This window comes from Nonomuraea sp. NPDC050202, from assembly GCF_040656115.1.
GTDB lineage: Bacteria > Actinomycetota > Actinomycetes > Streptosporangiales > Streptosporangiaceae > Nonomuraea.
The window spans coordinates 71120-88343 of sequence record NZ_JBFALF010000010.1; the positions used below are offsets into that span (position 1 = coordinate 71120).

Annotated in this window: 17 protein-coding genes; 9 read left to right on the top strand and 8 right to left on the bottom strand. The window is 71.1% G+C overall.

Going from position 1 to position 17224, the window contains the following annotated elements; translation table 11 throughout:
- Nucleotides 1-142: 142 nt before the first annotated feature.
- The 4 genes from AB0I79_RS26515 to AB0I79_RS26530 all read left to right on the top strand — a co-directional run bounded on the left by AB0I79_RS26515 (nucleotide 143) and on the right by AB0I79_RS26530 (nucleotide 3782).
- The gene (locus AB0I79_RS26515; RefSeq protein WP_357877659.1) at nucleotides 143-427 is read left to right on the top strand and encodes a hypothetical protein; all 285 of its coding nucleotides are present in this window, start codon (nucleotides 143-145) and stop codon (nucleotides 425-427) included.
- A 552-nt stretch (nucleotides 428-979) separates the two neighbouring features.
- Nucleotides 980-1843: a mechanosensitive ion channel family protein gene (locus tag AB0I79_RS26520; RefSeq protein WP_357877662.1), complete on the top strand. Its 864-nt coding sequence runs from the start codon at nucleotides 980-982 to the stop codon at nucleotides 1841-1843.
- Between the two features lie 10 nt (nucleotides 1844-1853).
- Complete coding sequence (locus AB0I79_RS26525) at nucleotides 1854-2234, top strand: globin (RefSeq protein WP_357877665.1); 381 nt, start codon at nucleotides 1854-1856, stop codon at nucleotides 2232-2234.
- Between the two features lie 18 nt (nucleotides 2235-2252).
- Nucleotides 2253-3782 carry an alpha-amylase family glycosyl hydrolase gene (locus tag AB0I79_RS26530; RefSeq protein WP_357877668.1) on the top strand — a complete coding sequence of 510 codons (1530 nt, stop codon included), beginning with the start codon at nucleotides 2253-2255 and terminating at the stop codon, nucleotides 3780-3782.
- On the opposite strand, the gene AB0I79_RS26535 is transcribed toward AB0I79_RS26530, so the two are convergent.
- The 3 genes from AB0I79_RS26535 to AB0I79_RS26545 are packed head-to-tail and all read right to left on the bottom strand — an operon-like array spanning nucleotide 3745 to nucleotide 6796.
- Entirely contained in the window at nucleotides 3745-4908 is a 1164-nt protein-coding gene (locus tag AB0I79_RS26535; protein WP_357877671.1) for an MFS transporter, read from the bottom strand. The genes AB0I79_RS26530 and AB0I79_RS26535 overlap by 38 nt on opposite strands.
- Nucleotides 4905-5342 (bottom strand): thioesterase family protein, encoded by a 438-nt coding sequence (locus AB0I79_RS26540; protein ID WP_357877674.1) that lies wholly within the window; start codon nucleotides 5340-5342, stop codon nucleotides 4905-4907. Before AB0I79_RS26540 ends, AB0I79_RS26535 begins: the two co-directional genes overlap by 4 nt.
- Before the next feature lie 23 nt (nucleotides 5343-5365).
- Nucleotides 5366-6796 carry an MFS transporter gene (locus AB0I79_RS26545; RefSeq protein WP_357877677.1) on the bottom strand — a complete coding sequence of 477 codons (1431 nt, stop codon included), beginning with the start codon at nucleotides 6794-6796 and terminating at the stop codon, nucleotides 5366-5368.
- A 74-nt stretch (nucleotides 6797-6870) separates the two neighbouring features.
- Here AB0I79_RS26545 and AB0I79_RS26550 point away from each other — a divergent pair, with 74 nt between their 5' ends.
- Together AB0I79_RS26550 and AB0I79_RS26555 are read left to right on the top strand one after the other, a co-directional pair.
- Nucleotides 6871-7770, top strand: coding sequence for an SDR family oxidoreductase (locus AB0I79_RS26550; protein WP_357877679.1), 900 nt, complete (start codon nucleotides 6871-6873; stop codon nucleotides 7768-7770).
- A 6-nt stretch (nucleotides 7771-7776) separates the two neighbouring features.
- Nucleotides 7777-8595 (top strand): MaoC/PaaZ C-terminal domain-containing protein, encoded by an 819-nt coding sequence (locus AB0I79_RS26555; RefSeq protein WP_357877682.1) that lies wholly within the window; start codon nucleotides 7777-7779, stop codon nucleotides 8593-8595.
- Between the two features lie 274 nt (nucleotides 8596-8869).
- On the opposite strand, the gene AB0I79_RS26560 is transcribed toward AB0I79_RS26555, so the two are convergent.
- A complete protein-coding gene (locus AB0I79_RS26560; RefSeq protein ID WP_357877685.1) occupies nucleotides 8870-9481 on the bottom strand; it encodes a helix-turn-helix domain-containing protein in 612 nt (203 codons plus the stop codon).
- A 109-nt stretch (nucleotides 9482-9590) separates the two neighbouring features.
- Between AB0I79_RS26560 and AB0I79_RS26565 the strand changes: the two genes are divergently transcribed.
- Nucleotides 9591-10745: an acyl-CoA dehydrogenase family protein gene (locus AB0I79_RS26565; protein WP_357877688.1), complete on the top strand. Its 1155-nt coding sequence runs from the start codon at nucleotides 9591-9593 to the stop codon at nucleotides 10743-10745.
- Nucleotides 10746-10750: 5 nt separating this feature from the next.
- The gene (locus AB0I79_RS26570) at nucleotides 10751-12832 is read left to right on the top strand and encodes an acetate--CoA ligase family protein (protein ID WP_357877691.1); all 2082 of its coding nucleotides are present in this window, start codon (nucleotides 10751-10753) and stop codon (nucleotides 12830-12832) included.
- Nucleotides 12833-13020: 188 nt separating this feature from the next.
- Here AB0I79_RS26570 and AB0I79_RS26575 read toward each other — a convergent pair whose 3' ends face one another.
- From AB0I79_RS26575 to AB0I79_RS26590, 4 genes are all read right to left on the bottom strand, one after another.
- Nucleotides 13021-13272 carry an SCO4226 family nickel-binding protein gene (locus AB0I79_RS26575; protein WP_357877694.1) on the bottom strand — a complete coding sequence of 84 codons (252 nt, stop codon included), beginning with the start codon at nucleotides 13270-13272 and terminating at the stop codon, nucleotides 13021-13023.
- Between the two features lie 64 nt (nucleotides 13273-13336).
- Nucleotides 13337-14464: a thiolase gene (locus AB0I79_RS26580; RefSeq protein ID WP_357877697.1), complete on the bottom strand. Its 1128-nt coding sequence runs from the start codon at nucleotides 14462-14464 to the stop codon at nucleotides 13337-13339.
- On the bottom strand, nucleotides 14461-14868 hold the full coding sequence (locus tag AB0I79_RS26585; RefSeq protein WP_357877700.1) for a Zn-ribbon domain-containing OB-fold protein: 408 nt from the start codon (nucleotides 14866-14868) through the stop codon (nucleotides 14461-14463). The genes AB0I79_RS26580 and AB0I79_RS26585 overlap by 4 nt, the downstream gene beginning before the upstream one ends.
- A gap of 56 nt (nucleotides 14869-14924) precedes the next feature.
- Nucleotides 14925-15437: a VOC family protein gene (locus tag AB0I79_RS26590; protein ID WP_357877703.1), complete on the bottom strand. Its 513-nt coding sequence runs from the start codon at nucleotides 15435-15437 to the stop codon at nucleotides 14925-14927.
- A gap of 150 nt (nucleotides 15438-15587) precedes the next feature.
- Here AB0I79_RS26590 and AB0I79_RS26595 point away from each other — a divergent pair, with 150 nt between their 5' ends.
- Complete coding sequence (locus tag AB0I79_RS26595) at nucleotides 15588-16898, top strand: MFS transporter (protein ID WP_357877705.1); 1311 nt, start codon at nucleotides 15588-15590, stop codon at nucleotides 16896-16898.
- The last annotated feature ends 326 nt before the right edge of the window (nucleotides 16899-17224 follow it).

Here is a 17224-nt window from a genome sequence, read left to right on the forward strand (position 1 = left end):
TAAGGAACATCCTCCCCGGGACTGTTTCTTACACCCCATGAGGAAGAAGCGACTCCCCGTGAGCGAATCGGCTCGTTGCGCGAGCTCTTGACTTGGGCCATCTTTGGCCCACCAGCAACGATTGCCGAGGGAGGAACGAACGGTGGGGGACGACAACTTCGAGCACCTTGAGCGTCTCGTGGCGGAACTGGACGCGCGCGGGTTGCTCGCACGAGTGGTCCGGACCCAGAGCGGACGGACGTTCGTACGGGTCATCAACCCGAGCGCCACGAGCCTGTCCGAGAACGTCACCTGCCGGTCGGCGACCGTCTCCGACATGCGCGACTGGTGGTACTGCTGGTCCTGGGGCGAGCGGATGCACACGGCCGACGACCCGGCCGGCGCCGCGACGAAGGTCGCCCGCGTGCTCGCCGCCGTGGGGGAGTGACGACCCGGTGAACCGGGTGGAGCGCAGCCACCACGGCTCACCGTACCCACGGCGGCTACTGGGAGCCGGCGGAGTGGCCGGTGCGGAGGGTCTTCCGCACGTCGGAGCCCTGGTCACTCCGCCGGTTCCGGGTCACCTGCGTGCCACGCGGCGCCGCGCGCCGCGTCCACAAGCCGCCCGCCCGGGTCAGCCGGGCGGGTGTTCGGGGGATCCCTCCCGGAACCGGCACGGGACACGCTTCCGGGTGCGTGTCCCGTTCCGAGCCGTCCGTCATCGGAGCGTCTGCTCTCTCCCTCCGCGGCCCAGAGAGCGGGCGACCCCGTCTTCCCCGGCGTGATGTGACGGCGGGCGGTTCGGTCAGCGGTATTTTTGGATCGAAACGGTCCATTTTCCTGACCGAACCGCTTCCGGAGGGGATCCACCATAGTGTTACTGCTGGTGACGCCGTCGCCACCGCCGACGACTCCATCGGTACTGCCCGATATTGACAAGGTGACCTCACAAGTGGCCGTGACCTGCCAAAACGACCCGGTTTGCTCGACGATCGCCGGGGTGTTCAACAACGCGGCCTGGGCACCACTGGCAGCCATGCTGGTCGTCGTCTTCCTGATCCTCGTGTTCGCGATCGTGCTCCGCAACGTCGCGCACCGGGTCATCACGCGGGTGGTCAACCGGGCGGCCACGGGCGGCTCCCTCACCAGCCGGTTCCGTAAGGGGGTGGCGACCGACGGCATCGACGCGCTGCTGCACGAGCGGCGCAAGCAGCGGGCCGAGACGATGGGGTCGGTGCTCAAGCACATCGCCTCCGTCGTCATCCTCGGCACCGCGGTGCTGACGGTGCTCGACAGGCTGACGATTCCCATCGCGCCGCTGCTGACCAGCGTCGGCATCCTCGGCGTGGCCATCGGCTTCGGCGCGCAGGAGCTGGTGAAGGACTTCATCGCGGGCATGTTCATGCTGCTGGAGGACCAGTACGGGGTGGGCGACGTGATCGACGCGGGCCCGGCTGTCGGCACGGTCGAGGCGGTCACCCTGCGCGTCACGAGGCTGCGCGACGTGGACGGCCGCGTCTGGTACGTCCGCAACGGCACGATCACCCGGGTCGGCAACGAGTCGCAGGGCTGGTCGCGCGCGTTCATGGACGTGCCGGTGGCCTACGACGCCGACGTGGTCACCGTGCGGGTGCTGCTGGAGCACGTCGCCGAGGAGATCTGGGCCGACCCCGAGCTGCGCGAGGTCAAGATCGTGGAGCAGCCGCAGGTGTTCGGGGTCGAGCAGCTCTCCGACAGCTCGCTGGTGTTCCGCATCACGGCCAAGACGCTGCCGTCCGCGCAGGCGGAGGTGTCGCGTGAGCTGAGGCTCAGGGTCAAGACGGCACTCGACGGCGCGGGCATCTCGATGGTCGCCACCGCCTAAGCTAGGAAACGTGACAGAGACCTCCTTTTACGACGCCGTCGGAGGCGAGGAGACCTTCCGGCGCCTCGTGCACCGCTTCTACGAGGGGGTCGCGGAAGACCCGACCCTGCGGCCGCTCTATCCGGAGTCCGATCTGGCGGGCGCCGAGGACCGGCTGCGGGGCTTCCTGATCCAGTACTGGGGCGGCCCCAACACCTACAGCCAGCAGCGCGGCCACCCCCGGTTGCGCATGCGGCACATGCCGTTCGTGATCGGCGAGCCGGAGCGGGACGCCTGGCTGCGGCACATGCGTGACGCGGTCGATTCGCTCGACCTGCCCGACGAGCTGGAGACCAGGCTTTGGGACTATCTGGTCTACGCTGCCCACAGCCTGGTGAACTCGCCCACATAACGGGGCATGACACGCCACATGGATATCCCCTGGTGGCGTGACGCAGTCGTCTACGAGATCTATGTCCGCAGCTTCGCCGACGCCTCCGGAGACGGCGTCGGCGATCTGGCGGGGGTGCGCGAGCGCCTTCCGTACCTGCGGGGGCTGGGTGTCGACGCGATCTGGCTCACCCCGTTCTACCGCTCCCCCATGGCCGACGGCGGCTACGACGTGGCCGACTACCGCGACGTGGACCCGCTGTTCGGCACGCTCGGCGACTTCGAGGCGCTGGTCGCCGACGCGCACGAGCAAGACCTGCGGGTGATCGTGGACATCGTGCCCAACCACAGCTCCTCGGAGCATCCCTGGTTCCAGGCGGCGCTGCGGGGCGACGGGCGCGACCGGTACATCTTCCGCGACACCGTCAACAACTGGCAGTCCACGTTCGGCGGGCCGGCGTGGACGCGGACGCCCGACGGGCAGTACTACCTGCACCTGTTCGCTCCCGGGCAGCCCGACTTCAACTGGCGCAACCCCGAGGTGCACGCGGAGTTCCTCGACATCCTGCGGTTCTGGCTGGACCGTGGCGTCGACGGCTTCCGCATCGACGTGGCGATGGGCCTGTACAAGGCGGAGGGGCTGCCCGACGTGGGCGACCAGTCGTTCAAGTCGGTCTCGCCGGTGTGGGGGCAGCCGGAGGTGCACAACGTCTACCGCGACTGGCGGCGCGTGCTCGACGGCTATCCGGGCGAGCGGATGGCCGTGGGCGAGGTGTGGACCGACAGCCCCGAGGACCTCGCCCTCTACCTGCGGCCCGACGAGCTGCACCAGAGCTTCAACTTCGCCTGGCTGCAGGCGCCGTGGTCACCGACGGCGTTCAAGAAGGTGATCGACGACACCATGTCCACGGTGCCGTTCGCGACCTGGGTGCTGTCCAACCACGACGTCGTACGCCATCGCACCCGCTACGGCACGGCCGACCCGGGCACGGGCCTGGCGCGGGCCAGGGCGGCGCTGCTGACGATGCTGGCGCTGCCCGGCTCCGCCTACCTCTACCAGGGCGAGGAGCTGGGGTTGCCCGAGGTGACCGACCTGCCGGACGAGGCCAGGCAGGACCCGGTGTTCCTCCAGTCCAAGGGCAAGCTGCCGGGGCGCGACGGGTGCCGGGTGCCGATCCCGTGGACGGTGGACCCGCCCTCCCACGGGTTCTCGCCCGGCGGGGTGGAGCCGTGGCTGCCGCAGCCGGAGTCGTTCGCGGAGCTGAGCGTCGAGAAGCAGGAAGGGGTCGCGGACTCGACGCTGGAGTTCTACCGGCGGGCCCTGGCCTGCCGTCGCGAGCTGGTGCGGAGCATTCCTTACACCCTGGAGTGGCTGGATTCTCCCGAGGGAGCGCTTTTCTTCGCCCGGGGGCCGCTGATCTGCGCGGTCAACTGCGGCCCCCAGCCGGTACGCCTGCCGCAGCACGAGGAGGTGCTGCTGTCGAGCACGCCGCTGAAGCGCGGGCTGCTGCCGCCCGACACGGCGGTGTGGCTCAGGAGCGCCTCGCCCGCTCCCAGCGCCGGGGAATGACGGGCAGCGAGGCCACGGCGCAGGCCAGCCCCGCCGCGAAGCCGGCCCAGTAGCCCGCGCCGACGATCAGGGCCCCGGCCACCGGCGTGACGGCCAGGGAGACGGTGTTCTGGATCGTGTTGTGGGTGCCGAGCACCTTGCCCGCCCAGCCCGGCCCGGCCAGCTCGCCCGCCGCGAGGTAGGCCAGCCCGTTGCCGGACACCGTCATCACCGAGGCCAGCACGAGCGCCGCCACCCCGAGCCGGGTGGCGGTGAGCGTGCCGGCGACCAGCAGCGCCAGCACCGCGAGGTTGCCGAGGGTGAGGATCAGCAGGGGCCGCATGCGCAGGCCGGTGCGGTCGGACCAGCGCCCGGCCGCGACGCGGATCAGGGCCCCGCCGATCGCGGCCACGCCGAAGAGCCGGCCGGCCGCCACGTCGTCCCAGCCGTAGGTCGTGACCAGGCAGTCCACCCCGTACGTGCTGACCACGACCTGCGGCACCACGTGCAGGGCGCTGGTGGCGTGCACCCGCCACAGGGCGGGCTGCCGGTACGGCGAGCCCGCCCGCTCCGCGCCCGGCCCGGAGATCGCACGCGGCGGCTCGGCCATGAACAGCGCGGCCAGCACGGCGGCCAGCAGGCTCACGCCGGAGCAGAGCAGCAGCACGCCCGGTAACCCGTGGGCCCGCGCCATGGGCGGCAGCGCGAAGGCGGCCACGGCCATGCCGAGGGTGAAGGAGACCTGGCGCACCCCCATGGCGACGCCGCGCTCCGCCGGCTCGAACCAGCGCAGCACGATGCGCCCGCCGCCCACCATCGCGGCCGAGCCGGCGGCGCCCGCCAGTGCCAGCAGCGTGATCACCGCCCAGGTGCTCCCGGCGAAGGCCGTGGCGGCCAACGACGCGGCGGCCATCCCCACGCCGGCGCCCAGGACGACCCGCTCGCCGTACCGGTCGGCCAGCGCGCCCCAGGCGACGAGGGCGCACATGACCCCGATGGCGGGGGCGTTGGCGATGAGGCCGCCCACGGGCAGCGAGACGTTGAAATGTCGCAAAATTTCGGGCATGACCAGCGGCAGGCCGAACAGCCCCAGGGTGACGCCGGCGTGCGCGTTGACGCCCAGCGCCAGCATCCACCAGCGTTTCATTCCGCCGCGTAGCGCTTCAGGTAAGCCCGTTCGTGCTCGGTCAGCCTGCGTGGTGCGGCCCGCTCGACGTCGTAGGCCGCCATGACGGACTTGGCGGTGACGTAGAGCCCCTCCTCGTCGCGGATCTCGTACTGCAGCGTGAACCGCACCGCCCTGATCTCCGTCACCCAGGTCTCGACCCGTACGGGCTGCGCGCGGAAGCCCAGCGGGCGGCGGTAGTCGATCTCGTGCCGGGTCACGACCAGGCCCTTGAACGGCTCGTCGCCCGCGACGTACGGATCGATGCTCAGCATGCCGAAGCGGGCGTCCTCGAGGTAGTCGAGGAAGCGCACGTTGTTCACATGCCCTTGGGAGTCGATGTCGCCGAATCTCACCGCGCGGGGATAGACGTGCCGTTCGGCCGGGGTGCTTTCGGACGGGGTGCGTTCAACCACGTCCGCCACCGTACCCGTCCGGGTCAGGTGGCCCTGCGCCGGGCCAGGCAGGACAGCACGGTCAGCACCGAGATCGCGGCCATGGAGCCCAGCGCCCAGCGGTAGCCGGTGACGAGCTGCTCGACCGCCCCGCCCGACAGTTGCGCGAGCGTGCCGGCGAACACGCTCTGGTGCAGCCCGGCGGGGAGCGGCGCGGTGATGATCGACAGGACCAGGCCGGTGCCGACGACGTTGCCGGTGTTCTGCAGCATGAGGCGCATGGCGTTGACGATGCCGAGCCGGTTGGAGGGCAGGCCGTCCAGGATGGCGGTGGTGTTGGAGGGCAGGAACGCGCCCGAGCCGAGCCCGATGAGCACGAGCCCCGCCGCCACGGCCGGGTACGGCATGTCCGCCGACATCACCGACAGCATGACGACCAGCCCGCACGTGGTTGTCGCGGCGCCGGCCACGGCGAGCGTGCGCGCGCTCATCAGGCGCTGCAGGAAGCCCGAGCTCACCGAGCCGATCATGGCGGCGACGGCCAGCGGCAGCACCTTCAGCCCCGCCTGCACGGGATCGTCGCCGCGCACGGCCTGGAAGTAGAGCGCGACCAGGAAGACCATGCCCATGCGCGCCACGGCGTTGAGGAACGAGGCCAGCGTGCCGAACGCGAAGGCCCGCTCCCTGAACAGGGTCAGGTCCACGACCGGATGCGCCGCCCGCGACTCCCTGAGCAGGAACAGCGGCAGCCCCGCCACGAACGCCGCCAGCCCGCCCAGCACCACCGGATGGTCCCAGCCGAGCCGGGTGAACTCCGACAGCGCCAGCAGCAGCCCGCCGAGGGTGGCCAGGACCAGGACGTTCCCCGGCCCGTCCAGCCCGCCCTCGTGCTCGGCCCTGGGCGGCCTGGGCAGCACGAGCACGCCCCACAGCAGGCAGAGCAGGCCGACGGGCACGTTGAACCAGAACACCCACCGCCAGCCCAGGCTCTCGGCCAGCACCCCGCCCAGCGTCGGCCCGATCAGCCCGGCGATCGAGAACGAGGCCACGTACACGCCCATCCCCTCGCCCAGCCGCTCGCGCGGGAAGGCGTCGCTGATCAGGGCGGCGCTGTTGGTGAGCAACATCGCGCCGCCCACGGCCTGCAGCACCCGCATGGCCACGATCACCCACGCGTTCGGCGCCAGGCCCGCGAGCAGGGCCGCCAGCGTGTACGTGGCCAGCCCCAGCAGGTACATCCTGCGCCTGCCGAACAGATCGGCCAGCCGGCCGAACACCACCATGAGCACGGTCGTGGTCAACTGGTAGCCCAGGAGGATCCAGCTCGCGGCCGTGGCGCCGGCCCCGGTGTGCCTGGCGATCTCGGGCAGCGCGACGTTGATGGCGCTGCCGCTGAGCCCGGTCAGCACGCTCGCCAGGCTCACGACCGACAACGTTCGCCAGGCGTCACGGGTGGGGGTGGTCGTCGCCGGCAAGGGCCCTGTCCTTTCTAGATTTTAATACTAGAATCCAATTCAAAACGTCAGCCGGTCAAGGATCGAGGTGTCGGATGAGCGGGATCGTCGAAGGCCGCGTGGTGATCGTCACCGGTGCGGCCAGGGGCATCGGACGGGGACACGCGCTGGAATTCGCCAGGCAGGGGGCGAAGGTGGTGGTCAACGACCTGGGCGCGGAGGTGGACGGCACCGGCTCGTCGGGCGCGGCGGCCGAGGTGGTGGCGGAGATCGAGGCCATGGGCGGGCAGGCCATCGTCAACGGCGAGGACGTCTCCGACTTCGACGGCGCCGAGCGGCTCGTCCGCGCCGCCGTCGACCACTTCGGCGACCTGCACGTGCTGGTCAACAACGCGGGCATCCTGCGCGACCGGATGCTCGTCAACATGACCGCCGACGAGTGGGACGCCGTCATCAGGGTGCACCTGCGCGGCACCTTCGCCCCGCTGCGCCACGCCGCGGCCTACTGGCGGAACAAGGCCAAGGCGGGCGAACGGGTGGACGCCCGGATCATCAACACCACCTCGTCCTCCGGCATCTACGGCAACCCGGGGCAGGGCAACTACGGCGCCGCCAAGGCCGGCATCGCGGGCCTGACGATCATCGCCGCCAGGGAGCTGGAGCGGTACGGCGTCACCGTGAACGCCATCGCCCCCGCCGCGCTCACCCGCATGACCGAGAACCTCATGCCCGCCGGCGCCACCGGCGCCGACCCCGACGACATCGCGCCGCTGGTCGTCTGGCTCTCCAGCGCGGAGGCGCGCGGGATCACCGGGCGCGTGTTCAACGTGCGGGCCGGCAAGATCAGCGTGGCCGAGGGCTGGCACGCCGGGCCGGAGGCCGACAAGGGCAGCCGCTGGGACCCGGCCGAGCTGGGCTCCGTCATCCCCGCCCTGGTCGAGAAGGCCGCGCCCAACGCGCTGACGAACGGCCGCATCCCCGGACGGGAGGACTGACCCGCCATGGCACTCGACCACTCGCTGATCGGGGCCGACGGGCCCGTGCACGAGCGTACGTGGACCGCGAAGGACACCATGCTGTACGCGCTCGGCGTCGGGGCGGGCACCTCGGAGCTGGAGTTCACCACCGAGAAGGAGCAGCGCGTGCTGCCCACGTTCGCCGTCCTGGCCGCCCAGGCTCCCGGGCGGCGGCTCGGCGACTACGACCCGGCCATGCTCGTCCACGCTGAACAGGGCTTCGAGCTGCACCGCGAGCTGCCCGCGGCCGGTGGCGTGCGGACCACGTCACGGGTGACCGGCATCTACGACAAGGGCTCGGGCGCGCTGGTCACCTCGGAGGCGCGGGCCGTGGACCTGGAGACCGGGGAGCTCGTCATCGCCTCGCGGAGCTCGGTGTTCATCCGGGGCGAAGGCGGCTTCGGCGGGGACCGGGGGCCGCGTGACACGTGGGCGCCGCCCGACCGGGCGCCCGACCACAAGGTCACCTACTCGACCCTGCCCGAGCAGGCGCTGATCTACCGGCTGTCGGGGGACTACAACCCGCTGCACAGCGACCCGTCGTTCGCGGCCAGGGCCGGCTTCGACCGGCCCATCCTGCATGGGTTGTGCACGTACGGGGTGACGGGGCGGGCGCTGCTGCACGCTGTGGCGGGGTCCGATCCGGGGCGGTTCAAGGCCATGTCGGGGCGGTTCTCCAGCCCGGTGTTCCCCGGGGAGTCGCTCACGGTGTCGATCTGGGTGGACGGGGCCGACGTGCTGTTCAGGACCGCCAAGGACGACGGGACCGTGGTGATCGACCGGGGCCGCGCGACCATCACCTGACCCTCTGGCCGAACGCCTCCCGGCGGGCGGGTGGTCCCTTCCCCACCACGCCACCCACCCGCCGGCGGGACGGCACTCCCCTCAGCATCGCCCGCGTCGCGCGGAGCACCGACCCGGCGTCGGTCCGGCGAGGGCGCCCCCACCTATGACGCACCCAAGAAACGGCGCACCTACCTACGGCCCGCCCGCTCCGCCGCCGCGTGCCTCGGCACCGCCGGCGGCATGCCGGACGCCCACCGCCCTGCGCCCGTGGGGCGAGAGGGGGTGGGAGGGGTCAGGTCTCGTCGAGGGCCCGGAGGGGGTCGAGGCGGTGGATCAAGGTCATGGCGGCCTCGATGACCTCCCGGGCCTCCTCCTCGGTGTCCGACGTGGCGACCTCGCGGGCGGCCTCGCCGATGATGCTGGTCAGGACGGCCACGGTGAAGCGGTCGAGAGGGTCGCCGCCCGCGCCCAGCAGCACCGCGTTCTGCCGGACCCACTCGCGCCCCCGCGTGCGGCGGATGAGCTCGAAGCCCGGGGGGCCGTCGCCGTCGATGAAGAGGCGAACCAGGTCGCGCCGCTCCCACGCCCCCGCGAGGTACGCCCGCGCCCCCGCGATCAGCAGCTCCACCGGGTCGCAGACCCCTTCCTTCCTGGCCTTGGCCACGCTGGAGGCGGAGGCCTGCTCGTGGGCGGCCTGGTGGTCCTCGTACAGGGCGAGGAAGAGCTCGGTCTTGCCACCGAAGTGGTGGTAGAGGCTGCCCACGCTGGAGCCGGCGCGGGCGACGACCTCCGAGACGTTGGCCTCGGCGAAGCCGTGCTCGCTGAAGACCTCGCGCGCCGCCTGCAGCATGCTTTTGCGGGTCTGCGCCGTACGGCTCCACTCCCACGAGGACTTGCGTGCCATGACGCCATCCTAGCCGCCGAAATTCTAGAATCAGATTCTTGACACAGAGCCGTAACGGTTAGAATGTCTTCCTAGAGAAGGATTCTAGAAATTGCACCAGGAGGCGGCTGTGGACTTCTCGCTCACCCCCGAGGAACGCCAGATCCGCGACACCGTCCGCACCTTCATCGAGAAGGAGGTCATGCCGCTGGAGCCCGAGGTCCTGCGCAACGAGCGCGAGGGCCGCCCGGGCCTGGACCCCGACGTCCTGCGCGACCTGCGCGCCAAGGCCAGGAAGTCCGGCTTCTGGGGGATCAACACCCCCGAGGAGTACGGCGGAGCGGCCCTCGGCCCGATCATGTCCGCGATCATCGCCATGGAGATCGGCCGCACGTTCGTGCCGTTCTCGTTCGGCGGCAGCGCCGACAACATCCTCTACGCCGGCAACGAGGAGCAGAAGCAGCGCTACCTGATCCCCACCATCGAGGGCGAGCGTCGCTCCTGCTTCGCGATCACCGAGCCCGGCGCCGGCTCCGACGCCCGCAACATCCGCACCAAGGCCGTACGCGACGGCTCCGAGTGGGTGATCAGCGGCGAGAAGACGTTCATCACGGGCGGGAACGAGGCGGATTTCGTCATGGTCTTCGCCGTGGCCGAGGAGCACGGCGTCACCTGCTTCCTGGTGGACCGCGACATGGGCTGGAAGTCCGAGCCCATCCCCACCATGGGCCAGTGGGGCCCGGCCTCGCTCGTGTTCGAGGACGTGCGGGTGCCGGAGGAGAACATCCTCGGCGAGCTCGGCAAGGGCTTCGAGCTGGCCATGCAGTGGATCGGCCAGGGCCGCTACATGATCCCGGCACGCGCCATCGGGTCGGCCGAGCGCATGTTGCAGATGGCCATCGACTACGCCAAGATCCGCAAGTCCATGGGCCAGACCATCTCCAACTACCAGGCCATCCAGTGGATGATCGCCGACTCCCAGGTGGAGATCGAGGCGGCCAAGTGGCTGACGCTGTACGCGGCCTGGCGGGTGGGCGAGGGCCTGGACGCCCGGCACGCCTCCTCGATCGCCAAGCTGAACGGCGCCGTCATGGCCAACCAGGTCGTGGACCGGGTGCTGCAGATCCATGGGGGTATGGGGTACACCAAGGAGCTGCCGATCGAGCGGTGGTACAGGGAGCTGCGCCTGCTGCGCATCTTCGAGGGGACCGACGAGATCCAGCGCCGTACGATCGCCCGCAACCTCATCAAGGGCCACGCCCGGCTCGGACTCATCGGGGAATGACGTACATGTCGGTTGGGGAGCTGTTCAATCCGCGCTCGATCGCCCTGGTGGGGGCCACGGACAAGTCGGGATGGTCGATCAGCACGCTGGCCAACCTGCGTGCGCACGGGTTCCCCGGGCCCGTCCACCTGGTCAACCCGCGGGGCGGCGTGGTGCACGGCCAGGCCGCGTACCGGAGCCTGACGGAGATCCCCGAGCGGGTGGACCTGGCGTACGTGATGGTGCCGACCGCGGCCGTGCTCGGCGTGCTGCGGGAGGGGGCCAAGCTGGGGATCCGGTGTTACGTGATCCTCACGGCCGGCTTCGGGGAGGCCGGGGAGGAGGGCGCGCGGCTGGAGGCGGAGATCGCGGCCTTCGCCACGGAGAACGGGCTGACGATCCTGGGGCCCAACGGCAACGGTTACATCAACGCGGCCGCCGGCGTGACACCGTACGGGCTGCCCATCCCCCCGCCGCTGCTGCGCGGCGCGGTCGGCGTGGTGCTGCAGAGCGGGGCGCTGGCCAGCTCCGTGCTGGGGTTCGCGCAGGCCCGCAACGTGGGGATCAGCCTGCTGACGTCGATGGGCAACGAGTCGGTCGTGACCGTCACGGACGTGATCGGCTACCTGGTGGACGACCCGGCGACCAGGGTCATCGCGCTGTTCCTGGAATCGATCAGGAACCCGGCCGAGTTCTCCCGCGTGGCGCGGCGGGCCCTGGAGGCGGGCAAGCCGATCGTGGCGCTCAAGATCGGGCGCAGCAAGCTGGCCTCGCACACCGCGCAGGCGCACACGGGCGCGCTGGTGGGCGACGACGACGTCATCGACGCGGCACTGCGGCAGCTCGGCGTGATCAGGGTGCGTTCGCTGGAGGACCTCATCATCACGGCCGGGCTGCTGGCTTCCTCGGGGCCGCTGCCGGGACGGCGGATCGGGGTCGTCACCCCGTCGGGCGGCGCCTCGGAGATCATCGCGGACCGGGCCGAGGACGAGGGGCTGGAGCTGCCGCCGTTCGCGCCTGAGACGGTGGCGCGGCTGGCGGAGATCGTCCCGGCCTTCGGCACCGTGCAGAACCCGCTCGACGTCACCGGGTACGTGCTCATCGACCGGACCCTGCTCGGCCGGGCGCTGGAGGCGGTGACCGCGGACCCCCGGATCGACCTGATCATGCTGTTGTCGGAGCCGCCCAAGGTGGCGCCGCCCGATCCGGCTCCGGTGCTGGCCACGTACGCGGCCAGCGCGGGGCGGATCGCCTCCTCGCCGGTGCCGGTCGTGGTGGTGAGCAACGTGCTGACCGACGTGACCGAGTTCGGGCGGCGGGTGCAGGCGGAGACCGGGTTCCCGTACGTGGCGGGCGGGATCGAGCACGGGCTGCACGCCATCGGGGCGGCCGTGCGCTGGTCGGAGCAGCGTGAGCGGGTCCTGTCCCGGCCGGCCCCGCTCCCCCGCGCCGTCGCGCCGCCCGAGGGCGCGCGCGGGGTGTGGGCCGAGCACCGGGCCGCCGCGCTGCTGGCCTCCGCCGGGCTGCCGGTGGTGCCGTCGGAACTGGCCCGCGACGAATCGGCGGCGGTGGCGGCGGCGGAGCGGTTCGGCTGTCCCGTGGTGCTCAAGGCGGCCGCCGAGGGTCTCGGGCACAAGAGCGACGTCGGCGGGGTCCGGCTCGGGCTCGGCGGGGCGGAGGAGGTGCGGCAGGCGTACCGGGAGATCGTCGCCGCGGTGCCGTCGCTGGACGGCGTGCTCGTCCAGCCGCAGCGCCGTGGCGGGATCGAGCTGCTGGTCGGCGTCGTACGGGATCCGGCCTGGGGCCTCACGCTGGCCGTGGGGCTGGGCGGGGTCTGGGTGGAGGTGCTGCGCGACACGGCGCTGCGCGTGCTGCCGGTGGACGCTAGCGAGGCGCGTACGGCGCTCACGGAGCTGCGCGGCGCGGCGCTGCTGAACGGGGTCAGGGGCAGCGAGCCCGCCGACCTGGACGCGGTGGCGGACGTGGTGGCCCGGGTCGCGGCGTTCGCCGAGTCGCTGGGCGACGGGCTGGAGTCCCTGGAGATCAACCCGTTGCTCGTCAGCGGCTCCCGCGTCGAGGCCCTGGACGCCCTGATCACCTGGCGCTGAGGCGATGCCGAGCGGGACGGTGGCGCGGGGCGAACGGCGCTGGAGCGATCGGCACTGGAGCGATCGGCACTGGAGCGATCGGCACTGGAGCGATCGGCGCTCAGGCGATCGGCGCTCAGGCGATCGGCGCTCAGGCGATCGGCGCGCGAAACGGGCGGTCCTGGGGCCGCCCGTTTCGTTTCGGTGGGTTACTCCACCTCGACCGGCAGCTCGTAGATCTCCGTCGTCGGGTGCCCGGCCTTGTCGTGCACCCGCAGCACCGCCTCCTTCGACGGCCCCGACGACAGGCAGAACACCTTCCCCGAGTCCGGGTCGAGCCAGGCGCGCTCGAAGTGCACCCCCTCCCCCGCCTCGATCGCGAGGTCACGCTCGTGGGCGGCGCGGAGCTGCTCCTCCGTGGCGCCGACGAATCCACTGTGCACGTCCATGAACTTCGGCATGGCGCATCCCTCCTCCTGGGCAGAGTGTCCCTCTACCCAGGAAGGCGTTCCATCCCGTGCCACCTCAGGGCAGGCGGTTGGCGAGCACCAGGGTCGCGGCCGAGGCGAACATGCCGCCGTTGCCCAGCACCACGCTCACCTCCACGTCCGGCACCTGGGCCGCCGCCTCGCCGCGGAGCTGGCGTACCGACTCCTGGATGGCGAACATGCCGTACATGCCGGTGTGCGTGTACGACAGGCCGCCGCCGTTGGTGTTCAGCGGCAGCCGTCCGCCGGGCGAGGTGTGCCCTTCCGCGATGAACGCGCCGGCCTCGCCCCGGCCGACGAAGCCCAGGTCCTCCAGGCCGTAGATGGGCACGTGGGCGAAGGCGTCGTACACCATGAGGTGGTCCACGTCCTCGTGGGTGATCTTGGCCTCGGCGAAGGCGGCCTCGCCCGACAGGCGGAAGCCCTTGGAGGTGGTGAAGTCCTCCATCTGCGAGATGATCGGCGACTCGGCGGCCTCACCCGAGCCCAGCAGGTAGACCGGGGAGCGGCGGGCGCGTTCCGCGGAGGTGACGATCAGCGCGCCGCCGCCGTCGGTCACCAGGCAGCACTCCAGCAGGTGGAACGGGTAGGCGACCAGCCGCGACGCGAGCACGTCCTCGACCGTGATGAGGTCGCGGTACAGGGCGCGCGGGTTGCGGTGCGCCCACCGCCGCTGCGCCACCGCGACCTCGGCGAGCTGCTCGTGCGTGAGGCCGGTCTCCTTCATGTAGCGCAGCGCCGTGATGGTGAACGAGGTGGGCGGCCCGACCACCCCGTACGGCAGCTCGAACTGCCCCAGCAACGAGTCGGCCCCCAGCCCGAACCGCCCTGCCCCGACCCGCGACCGCCCCGACTCCCCATGGGTGATCAGCACGGTACGGCACAGCCCTGCCTTGATGGCCGCGGCCGCGTGGCGGACGTGGAACAGGAACGACGAGCCGCCCACCCCCGTGCCGTCCAGCCAGGCGGGTGTGATGCCGAGGGCGTGGGCGATCTGGATCGGGCCTGGGGTGCCGACCGTGGCGACGCCGTCGATGTCGTGGATGGTCATGCTCGCATCGGCGAGGGCGTTCCTGGCGGCCTCCAGGTGCAGTTGCATCGTGGAGTGGCCGGGCAGGCGGCCCACCTCGTCGGTCTCGGCGGCGCCCGCGATCACGACGGTCATCCGGCGCCTCCCACCGGCTCGAAGAGCGGCACGCTGACGTCCCCGCGCCGCTCGAACACCACCCGGAGCTCCATGTCCAGCTCCAGGTGTTCAGGGGTGTTCGGCACGCCGACAAGGTTCGTCATCATGCGCACGCCCTCCTCCAGCTCGACGACGGCGATGGCGTACGGGGCCTCGTCCTCGAAGCCGGGCGCCGGGCGGTGGTTGATCACGTAGGAGTACAGGGTGGCGCGACCGCTGGCGCGCACCCATTCGACCTCGTCGCCGCCGCAGCGCGGGCAGCTCGGCCGCGGGTAGAAATAGTGCCGCGCGCACGGTTTGCAGCGCTGGATCCTGAGCTCGCCCGCGGCCGTGCCGTCCCAGAACGGCTGGGTCTCCGGTGTGGGCTTAGGTGCCGGCTTCATCGGCCTCCCCAATCCTAGTTCTAGAATCACACTCTAGATCTAAGTTCTGCCGGGGCTCAAGGGCTCGGGATGCCGTTGCCGTTCCTGCCTCGTCCGGCCAGCACCTCCTCCAGGGCCGGGCGCGGCTCGTGCGGGTCGCGCCGCCCCGGCTGGGCGAGCTGGATCAGCACGCCGTGCGCCTCCTTGGGGTACAGGAACACCTCCTGCCAGCGCGCGTCGGAGCGGTTGAGCCCGTGCAGGCGATAGCCGCGTCCGGTCAGCCTGGCCACGGCCGCGTCCAGGTCGTCGACGTGGAAGTTCAGGTGGTGGACGCCGCCCCGGCCCCTCGTGAGCTCGAAGAAGCTGTCGAAGAACGTGGACCCGGCCAGGGGCTCCATGAGCTCGACCTTGTTGCCGTTGCCGTAGGTGAGCTGCAGGGTCCGGTAGCCGGCGATCCGGTTGTCACCACCGCCGCCCAGGTGACGGCCGCCGAGCAGGTCACGGTAGATCGGCAGCAGATCCATGATCCGGGGCGCGGCCACGGCCGTGTGGTCGAAGTGCACTTCCAGCCCGTCCAGTTCCAGGTCCACGCGGGGGCTCCTCACATTCGGAATCCTAGAATTTCATTCTAGCCGCTCACCCTTGACGGGCACTCGGCGCGAGGAGCAGCATCACAGAAAGGAATTCTAGAGTGCACTTCTAGAACGTACGGGGGTCCAGCCCGACCAGAAAGGCTAGCCATGAGGCTGTCCTACGTCCGTGAGCTCGACGAGTACCCGACCGGCGCCCGCCGCATGAAGATCCTCACGATGGCCGTGCTGGCCATCCTCATCGGCTCCTACGAAGGGCAGATCGCGCCCGTCGTCCCCCTGCTGCTCGAAGACCTCGACATGACGCTGACCACGTACGGCGCCGTGTCAGGCGCGGCGGCCGTGGCCGGCGCGATCGCCTCCATCCTCGGCGGCCGGCTCACCGACCGGCTCGGCCGGGTCCGGCTGCTCATCCCGCTCATGGCGCTGACGGCCGTGTGCTGCTTCGCCATGACGCTCGTGCACAGCCCCAGGGACCTGCTGATCGCCAGGATCGTGCTGGCGTTCGTGGACGGCGTGGCCATGGCCAGCACCGCACCGCTGATCCGGGACTTCTCCCCGCGCCTGGGGCGGGCCCAGGCGTTCGGCTTCTGGACCTGGGGCCCCGTCGGGGCGAACTTCCTGGCCGCCGCCATCGCTGGATGGACCCTGCCGATCTTCAACGACTCGTGGCGCTCGCAGTTCGTCATCATGGGCTGCTTCTCGCTGGTCATCTCGGCGGTCATCGCGTTCAACATCGCGGACCTCTCGCCCGAGCTGCGCGCCAGGATCCAGCACACCGAGCGGGCCGGCACCGACGTGGTGGACCTGACGCAGCCCGCCCGCGTGCGCTCGCTGTTCGTGCGGCGCAACATCTGGGCGCACGTCGTGGGGATCTCCCTGTGGCTGGTGCTCTACATCACGCTGTCGCTGTTCGGCCAGACGATGCTGGTCGGCGCGCTCGGCATCAGCAGCGCCGAGGCCTCCACGATCATGGCGGCGTTCTGGAGCCTGAACCTGATCACGCTGATCGTGACCGGGCGGTTGTCCGACCGTACGCAGCTCCGCAAGCCGTTCTGCCTCGGCGGTACGGTCGCGGCCGTGCTCGTCACCGCGTTCCTGGCCGTCTCGCTCGGCCAGGAAGGCGTCTCCACCGGCACCCTCATGGTGGTCGGCGCGCTGCTCGGCGGCTCGCTCGGCGTCGCGTACGCGCCCTGGATGGCCAACTACTCCGAGGACGCGGAGGACGCCGACCCGCGGCTGCAGGGCACCGCGTGGGGGCTGTTCGGGTTCCTCAGCAAGGGCATCGCCGTGATCGGGCTGCTGGTCATCCCGCACGTGGTCGAGGCCACGAACTGGCAGACGTGGCTGTTCGTGGCGCTGGGCTGCCTCGTCCTGTTCGTCCCGGCGATCGTGATGTTCAACGGGCCGTGGCGGCGGCGCCCCGCCCCCGCTCCGGCCACGGTCGGCGCCGAAAGCTGACCGCTGTCGAGGTGCTGCTGCCGGCGTCCACGCGCCGGCGCAGCACCACGGCGACCCACATCGCGGTGCCGCACCACGGCGACCCACATCGCGGTGCCGCACCGCGGGGAGCGGCAGCTTGGGGCGCGCGGCATCGCGGGGAGCGCTCCGGGCGGGGACGCTCGCAGTCCATCAGGGCGCGGCGGCAGCTCGGCACTCGCCGTGCATCATGGGCCCCACGCATGATGGCCAGGCACACAGGTACTGGACTGTATCCCTTGGGGTCGCGCAGACTTGACGGGCTGATCACGTCGCCGTGTTCGGGGGAGCGGGCGACACCACGGACG

Excerpts from the sequence above, each read along its gene's own strand:
- AB0I79_RS26550 (WP_357877679.1), top strand. The coding sequence starts at position 6,871 with ATGAGCGGGATCGTCGAAGGCCGCGTGGTGATCGTCACCGGTGCGGCC.
- AB0I79_RS26555 (WP_357877682.1), top strand. The coding sequence starts at position 7,777 with ATGGCACTCGACCACTCGCTGATCGGGGCCGACGGGCCCGTGCACGAG.
- AB0I79_RS26570 (WP_357877691.1), top strand. The coding sequence starts at position 10,751 with ATGTCGGTTGGGGAGCTGTTCAATCCGCGCTCGATCGCCCTGGTGGGG.
- AB0I79_RS26585 (WP_357877700.1), bottom strand. The coding sequence starts at position 14,868 with ATGAAGCCGGCACCTAAGCCCACACCGGAGACCCAGCCGTTCTGGGAC.
- AB0I79_RS26595 (WP_357877705.1), top strand. The coding sequence starts at position 15,588 with ATGAGGCTGTCCTACGTCCGTGAGCTCGACGAGTACCCGACCGGCGCC.
- AB0I79_RS26560 (WP_357877685.1), bottom strand. The coding sequence starts at position 9,481 with ATGGCACGCAAGTCCTCGTGGGAGTGGAGCCGTACGGCGCAGACCCGC.
- AB0I79_RS26530 (WP_357877668.1), top strand. The coding sequence starts at position 2,253 with ATGGATATCCCCTGGTGGCGTGACGCAGTCGTCTACGAGATCTATGTC.
- AB0I79_RS26575 (WP_357877694.1), bottom strand. The coding sequence starts at position 13,272 with ATGCCGAAGTTCATGGACGTGCACAGTGGATTCGTCGGCGCCACGGAG.
- AB0I79_RS26535 (WP_357877671.1), bottom strand. The coding sequence starts at position 4,908 with ATGAAACGCTGGTGGATGCTGGCGCTGGGCGTCAACGCGCACGCCGGC.
- AB0I79_RS26580 (WP_357877697.1), bottom strand. The coding sequence starts at position 14,464 with ATGACCGTCGTGATCGCGGGCGCCGCCGAGACCGACGAGGTGGGCCGC.